The sequence below is a fragment of the Paenarthrobacter sp. genome, from assembly GCF_031180005.1.
Taxonomy (GTDB): domain Bacteria; phylum Actinomycetota; class Actinomycetes; order Actinomycetales; family Micrococcaceae; genus Arthrobacter.
This window is the reverse complement of sequence record NZ_JAPSHI010000001.1, coordinates 119,426-134,942: the sequence shown is the minus strand read 5'-3', so window position 1 is coordinate 134,942 and position 15,517 is coordinate 119,426. Positions and strand designations below refer to the sequence as shown.

The following is a 15,517-nucleotide window of genomic DNA, read 5'->3' as shown; positions in this document are numbered from 1 at the left end:
GCAGGAAGACCAGCCGCCAGAACGAAGGAGACCCATGGCCACGTTGATAAGTGCGTCAGAACTGCACCAGCGACTCGAAACCGGGCGGCGGACCGTACTCCTCGACGTCCGATGGGTTCTGGGCCGCACTGACGGGCGCCTTGAATATCTGGGCGCCCATCTTCCGGGCGCCGTTTTCGTGGACCTCCCCACAGAGCTGGCAGATCACGCACAACCCGGACTGGGCCGCCACCCCCTGCCAAGTCCGGACCGTTTTCAGGAATCCGCTCGAAAGTGGGGAATTAACCACGGCGACACGGTGGTCGCGTACGACAACAGCGGCAGCATGGCCGCCGCACGCGTTTGGTGGATGCTGCGGAACGCTGGCTTTGCCTCGGTGTACCTGCTCGACGGCGGCCTCGCCGCTTGGCGTGCCGCTGGTTACCCAGTGGAATCCGGTGAGGTGAGTCCCGCCGTCGGAAATGTCACGTTGGGTGAAGGCCTCATGCCGGCCATCACCGAGCAGGAGGCGGCACAGTGGCACCGCAACGGTGTGTTGCTGGATGCCCGGGCAGGGGAGAGGTACAGGGGTGAGGTAGAACCGATTGACCCCAGGGCCGGGCACATTCCGGGTGCGGTCAGCGCGCCGACCACGGGAAACATCTCAGCCGACGGCACGTTCCTTCCCAGGGAGGAACTGCGGAGGCGTTTTGAGGAGTTGGGCCTGGACCAGTCGTCCCACGTGGCTGTTTATTGCGGGTCCGGCGTCACAGCCTCCCATGAGATTGCTGCCTTGGAGATCGCCGGATACCGAGCAGCGCTCTATCCAGGCTCGTTCTCTCAGTGGTCAAACAATGCTGCGAATGACGTTGTTGTGGGTAGCACCCCGTTTGTGGAGGAATCCACTGGCCCAAGTGGCACAAGCACGGCTGCCGGGAGTAGCGTCGGAGCATGACTCCCGGACGCCCTGTGCCCCCGCCCCTCGCCAAGCCCGTCACTCTGGATACCAATGAAGACCGGTCCGGAACGCTGGCTGCAGCTTACGGTGCCACTTCCCCGGACAGTGGCTTGGTGCCTCTGACTGTCGCGCGGCGGACCCCCACAGCGGACGACGTGGAAATCGCGATTCAATTTTGCGGGTTATGCCACTCTGACGTGCACGCAACGCGCGGTGAATGGCGGGTTCCCCCCTACCCGTTGGTTCCAGGCCACGAGATCGTAGGCCGCGTGACACGGGTGGGTGCCGGGGTGCAGGACTTTGCCCCCGGCGATCGTGTGGGCGTCGGCTGCATGGTGGACTCGTGCCGCGAATGCGAGAGCTGCCTTGAAGGACTCGAGCAGTACTGCGAGAGGGGCAACGTCGGTACCTACGGGGCTGCGGACCCGCGTCATGGCGACGAAATCACGCAAGGCGGATATTCGACGTCGGTAGTGGTGGACAGGCGCTTCGTGCTGCGCATCCCGGAGGCCCTTGATGCGGCAGCGGCTGCTCCCTTGCTGTGTGCCGGGATCACCACGTACTCTCCGCTGCGGTATTTCGATGTGGAGGAAGGCGACTCAGTGGGCGTCGTAGGCCTGGGTGGCCTTGGCCATATGGCAGTCAAGATTGCCAAAGCCATGGGTGCCGACGTCACCGTATTCACGACGTCGGAATCCAAGTTCGAGGCCGCCCGGGAACTGGGCGCGGACCACGTGGTCCTCTCCAAGGACGCGGACGCCATGGAGGCCGCCAACCGGAGCATAGACGTCATCATCGACACCGTTGCAGCGCCGCATGACCTCAATCCGTACTTCCGAACCCTTCGCCTGGACGGAGCCCTCTTCCAATTGGGCCTCCCCGCGGACGATATGCCCCCGGTCAGCCCTGGCCTGCTCATCCGTCGGCGACTCGCCTATGCGGGTTCATTGATCGGCGGCATTGAGGAAACGCAGGAAATGTTGGACTTCTGCGCCGAACACGGGGTTGTGAGCGACATCGAGATAGTGGGAGCCGGGCAACTCAATGAAGCTTACGACCGCATGGTGGCCGGGGACGTGAAGTACCGTTTCGTACTGGACACCGCAACACTTCAGGAACCATCCGAAAGGGCAGACGCATGAGCACACTGTTCACCAAGATCATCAATGGGGAGATCCCGGGCCGTTTTGTCTGGAAAGACGAGGACGTGGTCGCCTTCCTGACCATCTCGCCCATTACCCAGGGACACACCTTGGTGGTTCCGCGTGAAGAAGTGGATTCGTGGACGCAGGCCAGCCCTGAACTGCTGGCCAAGGTCATGGACGTGGCCCAGCGCATCGGCAAGGTGCAGGAGGACTTGTTTGACGCCAAGCGCGTTGGCGTGCTGATGGAAGGTTTCGAGGTGGACCACTTGCATGTCCACGTGTGGCCTGCCTACTCCACCGCAGACTTTGAAATCCACAATGTGGACCACAACCCGGATCCCGCCGTCATGGAAGCCACCGCCGTGAAGCTCCGTGCTGCCCTTCGGGAAGCAGGCCACGGCGACGCAGTCCCTCAGGACTGAGTCCTGCACGACTTAACCCGGCGGTGCTATTGGGCGCCGCCGGGTTTTTCATGTCATTGCGGCCGCGGCTATGCGGGGGCCAAGGCTTGGTTCAGCACCGTGCGGATGCGCTTTTCCGATACCGAGTAGGCAGTACCAAGCTCGACGGCGAAGAGGCTCACCCGCAACTCTTCGATCATCCAGCGCACCCGGGTTAACTCGGTACCCGCCCGGCGTCCCGGAAGGAGCGCCGACACGGCGTCGTCGTAGTCGTCCTCCACTGCCTGCACGATTGCCATATTCAGGCTGTCCCGTTGGACGTTGCCTGGGAGCTTTTCCAGCCGCTTCTCGATTGCTTGGAGGTAGCGTGGCAGTTGGCTGAGCTGGGCGTAGCCCGTCTGTGCCACAAAGCCCGGGAACACCAGTTGCTCCAACTGGCTCTTCATGTCGTTGAGGGCGCTGATCAGAGGCAGGCTGGCGTTGGACTTCAGCTGCTTTTGGATGCGTCGCGTACTGGCCAGGATGCGTTCGACGACGGCAGTGACCGTAAACACGGTGTCGATCAGTTCTGCCCGGACGACTTCGTACAACGCATCGAAGGCCTCCTTGTCCCACGGCAGATCCTGCGGAACCAGTTTGTCGATGGCTGCCAGTGCGCAGTCAGCGATGAGTGCACTCACGGATCCGTGCGGGTTTTGGCTGAACGTCAGCTTCTCCGTGTTGCTGAGGTGTTCCAGCACGTAACGATCCGGTGGCGGGATCCGCAGCGCCAGCAGCCGGATTACTCCGCCACGCATGGCGGCTTCCTGTTCCGGCCGCGTCTGGAAAACACGAAGGGCAACAGACTTGCCCTCATCGACGACTGCAGGGAAGCCGGTCACGGCGTGACCCTTCACGGTGCGTGTAACCTGACGTTCAACGGTGCCGAAGTCCCATGCAGTGATGCCCGCGCGTTCGGCAACCGCTCCACCACCGGCGGGAGCCGGGCCTGACGCCGGCGTTCCACCGCTGGGCGCGCCCGAGCGGTCGGTTGCCTTGATTCCTTTGGCGCGTGACGTCGTCGCAGGCGTTGCCCCGAGTGATTCGGCAATGGCGCGGCGCGTGGCCGGTGCCAGCTTTTCCTGGAGTGCAGCAAGGTCCTTTCCTTCGTCGAGCACCTTGCCACTGCTGTCCACCACCTTGAAGCTAACGCGCAGATGGGGCGGTACTGCGTCCCAATTCCAGGATCCGGGCGGAATGACGTGCCCACGGAGCCGGCGAAGCACCAGTTCCAAGGACGGCTCGAGCTCATCGGTGGCGGAATCGAAGTCTGTTTCCAGTGCTGCGGTTGCTTGCCTCGCAACGTCCGGGGCAGGCACGAAATTCTTCCGTACTTGCTTAGGCAGCGATTTGATGAGGGCAGTGACCAGTTCCACCCGCTGGCCCGGGATTTGCCAACGGAAGGGGGCGTCGTCCAATTGATTGAGGAACAACACCGGAACTTCGGCGGTGACGCCGTCGGACGGGTTGGGGGCCGAGCCGGGAGCGACTGGATGGAACTCGTAGCTCAGGGGTAGTTCAAATCCCTTGTGCAGCCAACTCTTCGGATATGCGGAATCGTCCAAGGCTTCGGCGTCTTCGCTCATCAGTAGCGATTGGTCGAAGTCCAGAAGGTCGGGGTCTGACTGCCGGGCATCCTTCCACCACTTATCAAAGTGCCTCTCGGACACCACTTCCTTACCCACGCGGGCGTCGTAGAACTCGAAGAGAGTCTGATCGTCCACCAGGATGTCGCGGCGACGCATGCGGGTTTCGAGTTCTTCGATTTCCTGCAGGAGGGCGCGGTTACGATGGAAGAACTTGTGATGGGTCTTCCACTCACCTTCCACCAGCGCGTGGCGGATGAACAGTTCACGTGCGAGCTCGGGATCGACCCGTCCGTAGTTGACGCGGCGGTTGGGAATGATCGGGACGCCGTACAACGTCACTTTCTCATGGGCCATGACGGCGCCTTGCCGTGAAGACCAATGCGGCTCGCTGTAGGACCGCTTCACCAAGTCCGGAGCTACCTGCTCGGCCCACAGCGGATCGAACTTGGCGGCCACACGTGCCCAGAGGCGGCTGGTTTCCACCAGTTCCGCTGCCATGACGAACGTGGGTGATTTCTTGAACAGCGCTGACCCGGGGAAGATCGCAAAACGGCTTCCGCGGGCACCGGCGTATTCACGCTTGCGCTCATCCAGCAGGCCGATATGGCTCAGCAGTCCGGAGAGCAGGCTGATGTGGATGCCCTCGTAGTTGCCCACGGGATCAGCTTCGCGCTTGTTGTCCAGCGCGATGCCCAGGGGTTTGGCCAGCTGCCGGAGCTGGGTGAAGAGATCCTGCCACTCACGGACGCGCAGGTAATTGATGAATTCGTTGCGGCACAGCTTGCGGAACTGGGTGGAGGACAGCTCGCGCTGCTTTTCCTGGATGTAGTTCCACAGATTGAGGAAGCCGGTGAAGTCTGAGAGTTCGTCCCGGAAACGGGCATGCTTCTCCGCAGCCAACTGTTGCTTGTCCGTTGGCCGTTCACGGGGGTCTTGGATGGTGAGGGCAGCTGCCAGGATCATGACCTCGCGGACACAGCCACGCTTTCCCGCCTCCACAATCATCCGGCCCAGCCGCGGATCCACCGGCAGCTGCGCCAATTTCTGCCCGACGGCGGTCAGGCCACTGCCGTTGCGACCGTTACCACTTGCGTCACCGGACTTGGGCGAGGTTAAGGCGCCGAGTTCGCGCAGGAGCGTTACGCCGTCGTTGATGGCCCGGGAGTCGGGCGGTTCCACGAAGGGGAAGTTCTCTACGTCTTTGGGGCCACGGGCAACGCCCATTGCGGTCATCTGCAGAATGACGGCTGCGAGGTTGGTCCGGAGAATCTCCGGGTCTGTGAACAGTGGACGCGACTCGAAGTCCTCTTCCGAGTACAAACGGATGGCTATGCCCTCGGACACGCGGCCGCAGCGGCCCGAACGCTGGTTGGCCGATGCCTGGGAGACGCGCTCGATGGGAAGTCGCTGGACCTTGGTTCGGTGTGAATACCGGGAAATACGGGCGGTTCCGGTGTCGATTACGTACTTGATGCCGGGCACGGTCAGCGACGTCTCGGCAACGTTGGTGGCCAGGATGATGCGCCGTTTCCCGCCGGGGTTGAACACCCGGTGCTGCTCCTGCAGGCTTAATCGGGCGAAAAGGGGCAGGACTTCCGTCCCGGCCAGGCGCCTGTTCGTTTGGATGCGGCCATTGATTGCTTCAGCAGCATCCCTGATCTCGCGCTCACCGGAGAAGAAAATGAGGATGTCGCCCGGTGCTTCCTTGGCGAGCTCGTCCACGGCGTCGCACACAGCGTCAAGGGGATCGCGGTCCTCTTCGAGTTCATCGTCCGAGGTGTCTTCGTCCCCGCCCGCCGGCTGCGACAAAGGCCTGTACCGGATCTCCACGGGATACGTTCGTCCGGAGACCTCGATGATCGGGGCCGGATCTTCTTCGGTGCCGAAGTGTTTGGCAAACCGTTGGGGATCGATGGTGGCCGAGGTGATGATGACCTTGAGGTCCGGGCGCTGGGGGAGGATGCGCTTGAGATAGCCCAGGATGAAGTCGATGTTGAGGCTGCGCTCATGGGCCTCGTCGATGATGATGGTGCTGTATTTGCGCAGTAGCTTGTCCCGCTGGATCTCAGCGAGGAGGATGCCGTCGGTCATCAGCTTGATTTTGGTGGACGCACTGACCTCACCGGTGAAGCGGACCTGGAAGCCAACTTCCTGGCCAATCTCTACGTCGAGTTCGGATGCGATGCGTTCGGCCACCGTGCGCGCTGCGAGCCGGCGTGGCTGGGTGTGCCCGATCAGGCCCTTGTCTCCGAGGCCAAGTTCGACGCACATCTTGGGGATCTGGGTGGTCTTACCCGAACCGGTCTCGCCGGCAATGATGGTCACCTGGTTTGCGGCGATGGCCGCCATCAGATCCTCGCGGCGCTCGGATACGGGCAGCTCTGCGGGGTAGGAAATATGAAGTGTCATGGCTGCTGTCAGTCTACTGTGAGTGGGGTTCCACGTCCGCTGTGTCCGTCACAGTGCCTGCCGCGGTACTCAGGCGGGACGAGAGTTCCAAAGCGTAGGACTTGAACTCAGCTGGCTCGAGGATCTCAAAGTCCATGTCCATGGCTGCCAGATACGCCGCCGGAGCGGCCAGGTTGTCCCATCCTGATCGCAGGATGGTGGCTTTCGGACCGTCGGCCGTCAGTGTCGCGTACTGGGAACTAACGACGGCGGATACCTCGGCCAGGGGAGCGCGGAGCCGCACCACGACGTCGAACCTGTACGGTGAGCGGGTGATGGACTGCTGCACGTAAGCGGCGAGGTCTTCCGCAGGCAGGGGCCGTGGCGTGTACCTCTTCCGTTCCGACGGCAGGGAAGCCAGGCGGTCAGCCCTGAAGGTTCGCCAATCCTCCCGCTCAACGTCCCACGCCACCAAATACCAGCGGCGTCCGGTGTCCACCAATCTGTAGGGCTCTACCAGTCGGCGCGCTGATTCGCCCTCTGACGTGACGTAGTCGAAGGAGATTTGGCGTTGGTCCGATATTGCGGAGGAGACGACGGTCAATTGCTGGGGATCTACGGTCCCCGCGTTGCTGGGCAGGGTGGTGACAGCCGCTTTCAGCATCGCGAACTTGGGACGCAGGCGGGCCGGCAGGACTTGCTCCAGCTTTGCCAAGGCGCGGACGGAGGCCTCACCAATGCCTGCCACCGGACCCGCGGCTACGGAATTGAGGCCCAACGCGACAGCCAGGGCTTCATTGTCATCCAGCAGCAGCGGCGGAAGCTGCGCGCCGGCGCCAAGCTGATAGCCACCGGCTATTCCGGGAGAGGCGTGGATGGGGTATCCCAAATTGCGCAGCTTGTCGATGTCCCGGCGTACGGTCCGCTCCGTCACACCCATGCGGTGGGCCAAGGCCGGTCCCGTCCACTCCCGACGCACCTGCAGCAGTGACAACAGCTGAAGGAGCCGTGCAGACGTTTGGATCATGCATGTGAATCTAGCCCATGAGGCATCCACATGGGTCCTTGCCGGGCGTTGGGCAAAGAGGGACGCCCGCCGTTCGGGGAATCCTGCAGAATTCCGCTAACGGACGGGCGTCGTATGGATGTGGTTTGCCGGGCTTTGCAGTGGCTTGGCATTTCCCTAGTAGATGCGGGGGTTCCAATACGGGCTGCTCGGAGCTTCGAAAGCGCTCCAGGGTTCCTTGGAGTTGATGGGCGGGTTGTGCCCGCGTCCATCCTTCAACAGGGCTGAAACGGTGGCAGCGACGGCGGTGATTAGGACAATGACGAGGATGATTCCAAAGATTTCCATGCCTCAAGCCTGCGCCTGTACCGGTTGAAGAAACAGTGGCAGAAATGCCCCATTTAGATAATTTTCTGCCACACTGGAGATATGTTGAAATCAGTGGCGGTGATCGTGGTTCCCAACTTCTCGGTCTTTGAATTCGGTACAGCCTTCGAGGTCTTCGGCATCGACCGATCGGACCGCGGCGCCGGTGTTCCGGCCTTTGACTTCAGCGTGGTTGCCCCGGAACCGGGTGATGTACGCATGAAGTCCGGCCTGTCCCTTCACGTAAACCTCGGCCTCGAAGCAGCGGCTGACGCTGACCTGGTCATCATGGCGCCGTTCGGACGGGACCAGGAAATACCTGAATCAGTGATGGATGCCCTGCGCGCAGCACACGCCAGGGGCGCGTGGGTGATGTCCATTTGCTCCGGCGCTTATGCCCTGGCCCGCGCAGGACTGCTTGACGGACGCCGGTGCACCACGCACTGGCACTATTCCCAGGACCTGGCCAGTCGATACCCGTCCGCGATCGTGGATGAGAACGTCCTCTACGTGCAAGACGGGACCATCATCACCAGCGCCGGTACGGCCGCCGGAATCGACGCATGCCTCCACCTTGTCCGCGAGGAGTTGGGTGCAAATGTGGCAGCGGCGATCGCCCGCGACATGGTGGTACCGCCGCATCGCGACGGCGGGCAGGCCCAGTTCATCGACAGGCCCATGCCCCGCTGCGGTTCAGCGCCTATGGAGGCGTTACTGCGGTGGATGGTTGAACATCTGGACGAAGAGCACAGCGTGAACGAGTTGGCTGCACGGCTCCACATGTCCCCAAGGACGTTCGCCCGCCGATTCCGGGCGGAAACCGGAGCGACGCCCGCGGCCTGGCTAAACTCGCAACGCGTGTTGCGTGCGCAGGAACTGCTGGAAACCACAGAGCTGAACATCGACGAGATCGCTCGTATCGCGGGCTTTGGACATTCAGTCCTGCTGCGCCACCACTTCACCAAAGTGCTGGACACAAGTCCGCAAAGCTACAGGCGGGCATTCAGGGGGGCAGTTGGCAGAAGCCATCTGAAACCACTCCAAACCAGAGCCGACCAAAACCGCTCCAAGCCCGGAAGCCGGCTGAAGCCGCTCGAAATTTAGCGGCGGCGTCCGAACCCGCCCCGTGACTCTGAACCTTCGGCCTTGGCACATTCCACCAATTCCTGCCAGGGGCCCGTTACGGCGCGGTCGGGAAGAGTGGCCCGCCGTTGCCCGGCACGGATGGAATACATGAACCGGTCCGGCTCGCCGGGTGTCCGTGCCTGGCCTTTGGCTTCGTCCCAAGGGCAGGCCTCAACGATCGGGACCCATCGTTCCTTCTCATCGGGGGACACCGCATCCACGCTCCAGACACGTGTCATCGCCGCGATTCCTCCACTGCGTTGGACGGTGATCTTCATGACCGGCTGCTTCTCGTTCGACATTCCTTAGTCAGCCAGTCGGCAGGGACCGAACCAACCTGTCCGGTCCCGCCGCCTGACTTAAACCTTGACCTTCACAGTCTCCCACGCCTTCAGGACGGCGTCATGTTCAGCTGATCCAGTGCCGAAAAGTTCCTCAGCAGTTGCGACCGTGGTCTTGGCAAACTTTCCAAACGTGCAGGTAGCCGGCAAGGAACCACTGGTCAAGGTGTCGTACCAAATCTGGCCGGACGCCTCCCATGCATTGCCCCCGAGTTCCGTGGCAACCACATAGAAGGCCTTGTTGGGGATGCCGGAGTTGATATGCACGCCCCCATTGTCCGCGCTCGTCCGTACATACGTATCCATAGAGTCCGGCTGGGGGTCCTTACCCAAAACGTCGTCGTCATAAGCCGTCCCCGGCGCTTTCATTGAGCGCAGGGCGGCGCCTTGGACCTGATCCGTGAAGAGGCCCTCACCGATGAGCCAACTGGCATCCCGGGCGGACTCCTGCTTCAGATACTGCTCGACGAGGACCCCGAAAACGTCCGACATGGACTCGTTCAGGGCTCCGGCCTGGTTCCGATAAGCCAAATTGGCCGTGTATTGGGTTACCCCGTGGGCGAGTTCATGGCCTATGACGCTCACGGACTTGGTGAAACGTTGAAAAATCTGGCCGTCGCCGTCACCGAAGACCATCTGGCTCCCGTCCCAAAAGGCGTTGTCGTAGAGCTTCCCGTAATGAACCGTTGCATCCAGGGCGAGCCCTGCATCGTCAATTGAATCCCTGCCGAAGATCTCACCGTACAGCCGGTGCGTGCTCCCGAGGCCGTCGTAGGCCTCGTCCGCAGCAACGTCGCCGACGGGTGGGGCTCCTTCCTTACGGACAATGCGTCCGGGCAAGGTCTCGGAGGACTCGGCATCGAAGATGGTCCGCTTCGGGGGGCCCGGTTTGGCTTGCCGTGCGCTCGGTGGTGCAGCAGGGATGGGGGCTGTGCGTATGGCCTGCAGATCCTTGATGTGCAGCAACGACTCCTTTGCGGCCCGGGCAACTGCCCGGAGCCGTGGTTCGTTCCGGGCAGCAATCCTGCGCAGCATGTACGGCGGGACGATTGAACACATCACGGCAAAACCCCTTTGGCTATGGTTATGACCAACTGAGATCAGACTAGGAGCAGGGGCCGACAATATTGCGGTCCAAGCCCGGCAAGCCCGCAACTGATAGTCGGTAATCGGCACGCAAAAATACCCCGCCAGCAGGGCTGGCGGGGTATTCGTTGTGCCCTCGATAGGATTCGAACCTACGGCCTTCTGCTCCGGAGGCAGACGCTCTATCCCCTGAGCTACGAGGGCATCCAGGGTTCCCTCCGTTGCCGGTGGGACGTCCTAGAGCTTAGCAGTCCCTGCGCCGCAAATGAAAACCCGCCACAGCAGACGAAAGTCATGGCGCAGGAGCAACAGGCCCGGCCCCGACACCTTCGAATCAGTAGCCTGCAAACGAGTCCACGTGGACCCGACGCGCTCCTGCACCGCGTGCTGCGGCGCGGAGGGAATCCACGCTCGCTGGAGAGCCGGAGACAAAGACTTCCCGGTCCCCTATGTCCGGTACCAACTCCCTAAGGCGCGCTGCATCGATTCTTGACGTACCGGCGTCGACCATGAACTCCGGGGGAGTGGAACCGTCCGCTAGGCGGGCAATCACCTTGGCACGGGAGGCTTCCAGCTGTTCCACAGCGGCCAGCTCATCGCGACCCTTCGCCAGGTAGATCATCACGGTGTCGCGTGAGGCGTCGTCGGACGCCAGTTGCGACAGGAAGGGCGTGATCCCGATTCCTGCTGCGATCAGCAGGATGGGCCTCCCGGCGTCGTTCGGCAAAACAAAATCTCCACCGACGGCTGTCGCGGAAACGCTGTCCCCGGGTCGAAGCGCAAGTAATGCCTTCTTCGCTGCGGACAGAGGCTCGGCCGTACCCACGCCGAACGTAACCTCAGCCGCACCAGGTGGGCTGGTGATACTGAAGACGCGGCGACGGCCCTTGCCGTCGGATCCGGAATGCGGCAGGTTGAGTTCCATGAACTGCCCGGCCGCAAAACGCACAGGCCGCTGCGGTTCGAACCTGAATTCAGTACTGGCGGGGGTGAGGGGGCGGGCGCCCTTGAACGTCAAATGGACGCCGCCGCGCTGTCCAAGGAAGAACGCAATGAGGTTGCCTAGCAGCAGTGCGAGTTCGGGGGAGTTGGCAATGAAGCCGAAGTTGTAGGGGACTGCGAAAACGACTCCCACGACGGCGGCAAGCGCCAACTGCTGCCAGCGGCGGGGAGGCAGGGTGAGGGGTTCCGAAAGCATGAAGCCGACGAAAAACAGCAGCGGCCGTTGCGCCAAGGACTGCCACAGGGCCTGCCCCAGCGTCATGTTGCGCGCGATGAGTTCCACGGTAATGATGCTTGTGGCAGCCACGAGGAACACAGTGGCCATCAGCATTTTCCGTGTGCGGTAAAGGACAATCAGCACTCCCGGAACCAGGAGCCAAAGCATGGCGGGAGTGGCAGCCCACCACGTTGCGATATTGAGCCCCGTCAGTCCAGTGATGAACGCTCCGGTGGCGGCCGGGTTGAAGATATGACGTCCGCGGAAGGCCAGAGCGTACTTTGACACGCTGGCCAGCACGCAAGCCAGGGCAACCCCGGCCATGTCCATCACCCCAAAGTCGGGCCAGAACAGGAAATAGAGCAGAAGCCCCGTGATGAGTGACGACTCCGTATGCTGCTTGACACCAAAGAGCAGTGCCAGGAGTCGGCCGGAGGCATAGGTTACGCCCAGGCAGAGCACCAAATGGACCAACATCTCAGGCAGGCCAAAGGTCAGCCATCCCAGGACGTTGAGGACCATGCTGTAGGCCGCCAACACGCCAAGCACCCAAAGAATCAAGCGGTACATGGTGAAGCGGCCCAACCAAGTGTCCACTCGGGACTTAGCGGCAATCATGTGAACAGTCTCCCCTCAAAACCGGTCGAAAAGGCGGCAGCGCCACTCGAGGACACCGTAAGCCACGAGAATTCGAATTCCTCCTCCAGCGCAGCAGGTTCCACCATGAACAATGCCGTGGCCACCCCATCTGCCACCAGCGCGCTCGCGGCCATGGTCCATGTGGCCACCGTGGTGTGTACGGGCTTGCCCGTGACTCCATCCAGGACATGGTGGAGACCATCACCCCACGTGCGGCGGTTCGAGGCCGAGGCACACAGAGCGGAGTTGTCCAGTTCCACCGTGCCTATGGCCTGCCGGGGGTTATAAGGATGCTCCAATGCGACGGTGACCGGGTGTTTTCCGGCGTGCAGCATGTCGCCGCTCCCGTCCACCAGGAAGTCGGTGTGGCCCCTTTGCAGCAGTTGTTTCCCCAAGAGGTCCACGAGTTGGCCCTTCCCGGCAGCTCCGATGTCTAAAACCACCGGCTCTTTGGCCGCCAATTCCGTGCCTTCCCAATCAAGGACGTCTTCCCAACGGGGCGGGGGGAGGGGGCTGCCCGATGGAGTGAGGGCATAAGTGGCGTCGTAACCCAGCCGTTCCAGGCTGCTGCCGATAAGCGGAGTCATGGCGCCCCCACTGAGGCGATACAGCGCGGAATAGACCTCTTGGAGGCCGACGGCATGCCCCGGCAGGATAATCCTGCCTGCATAACGGGAAAGGCCGGACACCAAGGAATCCGGCCTGAACCGCGACCACGTTTTGTCGTATTCCGCGACCGTCCCAAGCAGTTCGCGCCGGACAGCGTCAACCAAACTGTCCGGCGTCGATATCTCCCACTGCGTACCGATCCCTTCGAAGCGGAAGGTGCTCCAGCCAGGGTGCGGCATGACTGCTACTTGGCCTGGGACTTGATCTGTTCCAAGGCTTCGTTGAAGCCACCGGAAGTCAGTGAAGAGCCAGCCACCTTGGAGACGTTGAGTTCGTCTATGTCCTTGCCCACGATCTGTGCGGCGATGCCGCTGGCGAACTCGCCCTGGAACTTCCTGGTATTGGGATTGGAAGGGTGAACCGTGATTTTGACCGCAGAAACCTTGTCGGCTGCAAGCGTCAGCTCAACACCCACCGTTTCCTGGCCATTGGGCGAAGTGTATGTGCCGTCCGAGCTGTAGGTTCCGTCCTTGTAGGCGGAAGCGCCGGTGGAAGCCACTGCCGTTGACGATGACGTGCTTGCCGACGAAGGACTGCTGGCAGTGGCCCCGCCGCCATCCTGGGTAGAGGTGGTTTGGGTTGCGGGGGCTTCGGTTGTGGGGGCGCATGCAGCGGCTGTTCCGATGATGGAGAGGCCGGCGAAACCAACGTAGATGCTCTTGCGGAGTGGCGTAGTCATGGTTCTGCTCGTTTCAACTGGACAAGAATTCGTCAATGGTCATTTTTCGTCAAGGGATAATGCGTGTGCCGGGATGACCAACGAGGCCACCTCCTACGTGTTCACAACGTTGAATTCAGCGTAATGGTTCAGCCTGTGGCGTCGGGTATCCGTTCCTGTGAGTGGACTGTGGTGACAGTATCCACATACGCGGTCCTCAATTCCGCGACTTTGCGGGCCCCCGGTAGGCTAGAAGCGTGACTCCCGAAGAACTCTCCGCTGCCATATCCGCCTGCCTTAAGAACGCCGTCTCCACCGGCGAAATCGCCCTGACGGAATCCGTCGTGCCCGAGGCCGTGCGAGTGGAGCGACCCAAGAACCGGGATCATGGCGACTGGGCCACCAACATCGCCCTGCAGCTCTCCAAGCAGGCCGGCATGAATCCACGCGAATTCGCAGGAATCCTCAGCAACCATCTCCAGGGCATTCCTGGCGTTACCGGAGTGGAAATCGCCGGTCCGGGCTTTCTGAACATCACTGTGGATGCTGCCACAGCCGGCGCCCTCGCCAAGGCAATTGTTGAGGCTGGAAGCAACTACGGCACCAACCAGGCGCTCGCGGGGCGCGTGGTCAACATGGAGTTCGTTTCCGCGAATCCCACCGGTCCGTTGCACATCGGGCACACTCGCTGGGCCGCCTTGGGAGATGCCATTGCCCGTGTTCTGCGGGCCTCCGGCGCTAACGTCACCGCCGAGTACTACATCAACGACGCCGGCTCGCAGATGAACGTCTTCGCCAACTCGGTCCTCTCCCGCCTTCACGGACGTGGCGTGCCTGAGGGTGGCTACCCGGGCGAGTACATCCGTGAGCTTGGTGACGAAGTCCTGAGGGCCCATCCGGATATCCGCGAGTTGACGGATGAGGCAGCCCTGCCTGTTATCCGGGCCGCTGCCTACCAGGCACAGATGGCAGACATCAAAACCACTTTGGCTGAGTTTGGCGTCGAGTTTGATGTCTTCTTCTCCGAAAAGGAATTGCATGACGCCGGTGCGATTGAGTCGGCCGTCGCCCGCCTTCGCGAGCAAGGCCACGTTTTCGACGACGGCGGTGCCGTCTGGTTGCGCACCACAGACTTCGGTGACGACAAAGACCGTGTAATGATCCGCGCCAATGGTGAACCTACGTACTTCGCTGCGGACGCCGCGTACTACCTCTCAAAGAAGGACCGCGGCTTCACGGAGAAGATCTACCTGCTCGGTGCGGACCATCACGGATACATCAACCGTTTGAAAGCCATCGCAGCCTGCGCGGGCGATGATCCCGAGGTCAACATTGAGGTCCTCATCGGCCAGCTTGTGTCCGTGAATGGCGCCAAGCTATCCAAGCGTGCCGGTAACATCATCGAGCTCAAGGACCTTATTTCGTGGCTCGGCAAGGATGCCGTCAGGTATTCCCTGGCCCGTTTCCCGGCTGACTCGCCGCTGACCCTGGATCCCGAACTGCTGAAGAAACACAGCAATGAGAACCCGGTGTTCTACGTGCAGTATGCGCACGCACGCTCCCGCGGCACAGCACGCAATGCTGCCGAGGCCGGGGTGGAGCGTTCCGTCTTTGACGCATCGCTCCTGGACCACGCCACGGAAAACGAATTGCTCTCCTACCTCGGCAGCTACCCGTCCATCGTGGCAAAGGCTGCAGAACTGCGTGAGCCGCACCGGGTGGCACGCCACCTCGAAGTCATCGCCGGTGCCTATCACCGCTGGTACGACGCTTGCCGCGTCTCGCCGCAAGGGGACGAGCCAGTACAGGACGTCAACCGCACGCGTCTGTGGCTGAACGACGCCACCAGCCAAGTGCTGGCCAACGGACTCGAACTGCTGGGCGTTTCTGCGCCGGAACGGATGTAGGG

At 61.9% G+C, this 15,517-nt stretch carries 13 protein-coding genes and 1 tRNA gene; 5 read left to right on the top strand and 9 right to left on the bottom strand.

Annotation, left to right across the window (positions count from 1 at the left end; all coding sequences use genetic code 11):
- The first annotated feature begins 34 nt into the window (after positions 1 to 34).
- Genes RIF72_RS00630 through RIF72_RS00620 form a run of 3 tightly spaced genes read left to right on the top strand, consistent with a single transcriptional unit; the run spans position 35 to position 2,504 of the window.
- The gene (locus tag RIF72_RS00630) at positions 35 to 934 is read left to right on the top strand and encodes a sulfurtransferase (RefSeq protein WP_309072980.1); all 900 of its coding nucleotides are present in this window, start codon (positions 35 to 37) and stop codon (positions 932 to 934) included.
- Positions 931 to 2,079, top strand: coding sequence for an NAD(P)-dependent alcohol dehydrogenase (locus RIF72_RS00625; protein ID WP_309072979.1), 1,149 nt, complete (start codon positions 931 to 933; stop codon positions 2,077 to 2,079). The genes RIF72_RS00630 and RIF72_RS00625 overlap by 4 nt, the downstream gene beginning before the upstream one ends.
- A complete protein-coding gene (locus tag RIF72_RS00620) occupies positions 2,076 to 2,504 on the top strand; it encodes an HIT family protein (protein ID WP_309072978.1) in 429 nt (142 codons plus the stop codon). The genes RIF72_RS00625 and RIF72_RS00620 overlap by 4 nt, the downstream gene beginning before the upstream one ends.
- A 68-nt stretch (positions 2,505 to 2,572) precedes the next feature.
- Here the strand turns inward: RIF72_RS00620 and hrpA are convergent, their stop codons facing one another.
- The 3 genes from hrpA to RIF72_RS00605 form a co-directional block, all read right to left on the bottom strand.
- Positions 2,573 to 6,520 carry an ATP-dependent RNA helicase HrpA gene (gene hrpA / locus RIF72_RS00615; protein ID WP_309072977.1) on the bottom strand — a complete coding sequence of 1,316 codons (3,948 nt, stop codon included), beginning with the start codon at positions 6,518 to 6,520 and terminating at the stop codon, positions 2,573 to 2,575.
- Between the two features lie 13 nt (positions 6,521 to 6,533).
- The gene (locus tag RIF72_RS00610) at positions 6,534 to 7,526 is read right to left on the bottom strand and encodes a WYL domain-containing protein (protein ID WP_309072976.1); all 993 of its coding nucleotides are present in this window, start codon (positions 7,524 to 7,526) and stop codon (positions 6,534 to 6,536) included.
- 156 nt (positions 7,527 to 7,682) lie between these two features.
- Positions 7,683 to 7,853, bottom strand: coding sequence for a hypothetical protein (locus RIF72_RS00605; protein WP_309072975.1), 171 nt, complete (start codon positions 7,851 to 7,853; stop codon positions 7,683 to 7,685).
- A gap of 81 nt (positions 7,854 to 7,934) precedes the next feature.
- On the opposite strand from RIF72_RS00605, the gene RIF72_RS00600 reads away from it, so the two are divergent.
- Positions 7,935 to 8,975, top strand: a complete 1,041-nt coding sequence (locus RIF72_RS00600) for a helix-turn-helix domain-containing protein (RefSeq protein ID WP_309072974.1) — start codon at positions 7,935 to 7,937, stop codon at positions 8,973 to 8,975.
- Here RIF72_RS00600 and RIF72_RS00595 read toward each other — a convergent pair.
- The 6 genes from RIF72_RS00595 to RIF72_RS00570 all read right to left on the bottom strand — a co-directional run bounded on the left by RIF72_RS00595 (position 8,972) and on the right by RIF72_RS00570 (position 13,629).
- The gene (locus tag RIF72_RS00595) at positions 8,972 to 9,274 is read right to left on the bottom strand and encodes a protealysin inhibitor emfourin (protein ID WP_309072973.1); all 303 of its coding nucleotides are present in this window, start codon (positions 9,272 to 9,274) and stop codon (positions 8,972 to 8,974) included. The two genes, RIF72_RS00600 and RIF72_RS00595, sit on opposite strands and share 4 nt — an antisense overlap.
- 81 nt (positions 9,275 to 9,355) lie before the next feature.
- Entirely contained in the window at positions 9,356 to 10,396 is a 1,041-nt protein-coding gene (locus tag RIF72_RS00590) for a M4 family metallopeptidase (RefSeq protein ID WP_309073235.1), read from the bottom strand.
- Between the two features lie 158 nt (positions 10,397 to 10,554).
- Positions 10,555 to 10,627 (bottom strand) — tRNA-Arg (locus RIF72_RS00585).
- A 130-nt stretch (positions 10,628 to 10,757) separates the two neighbouring features.
- Positions 10,758 to 12,260, bottom strand: coding sequence for an oxidoreductase (locus RIF72_RS00580; protein ID WP_309072972.1), 1,503 nt, complete (start codon positions 12,258 to 12,260; stop codon positions 10,758 to 10,760).
- Positions 12,257 to 13,129 (bottom strand): FAD:protein FMN transferase, encoded by an 873-nt coding sequence (locus RIF72_RS00575; protein ID WP_309072971.1) that lies wholly within the window; start codon positions 13,127 to 13,129, stop codon positions 12,257 to 12,259. The genes RIF72_RS00580 and RIF72_RS00575 overlap by 4 nt, the downstream gene beginning before the upstream one ends.
- Positions 13,130 to 13,134: 5 nt before the next feature.
- On the bottom strand, positions 13,135 to 13,629 hold the full coding sequence (locus RIF72_RS00570; RefSeq protein WP_309072970.1) for a hypothetical protein: 495 nt from the start codon (positions 13,627 to 13,629) through the stop codon (positions 13,135 to 13,137).
- A 236-nt stretch (positions 13,630 to 13,865) separates the two neighbouring features.
- Here RIF72_RS00570 and argS point away from each other — a divergent pair, with 236 nt between their 5' ends.
- On the top strand, positions 13,866 to 15,515 hold the full coding sequence (gene argS, locus RIF72_RS00565; protein WP_309072969.1) for an arginine--tRNA ligase: 1,650 nt from the start codon (positions 13,866 to 13,868) through the stop codon (positions 15,513 to 15,515).
- Positions 15,516 to 15,517: the final 2 nt, after the last annotated feature.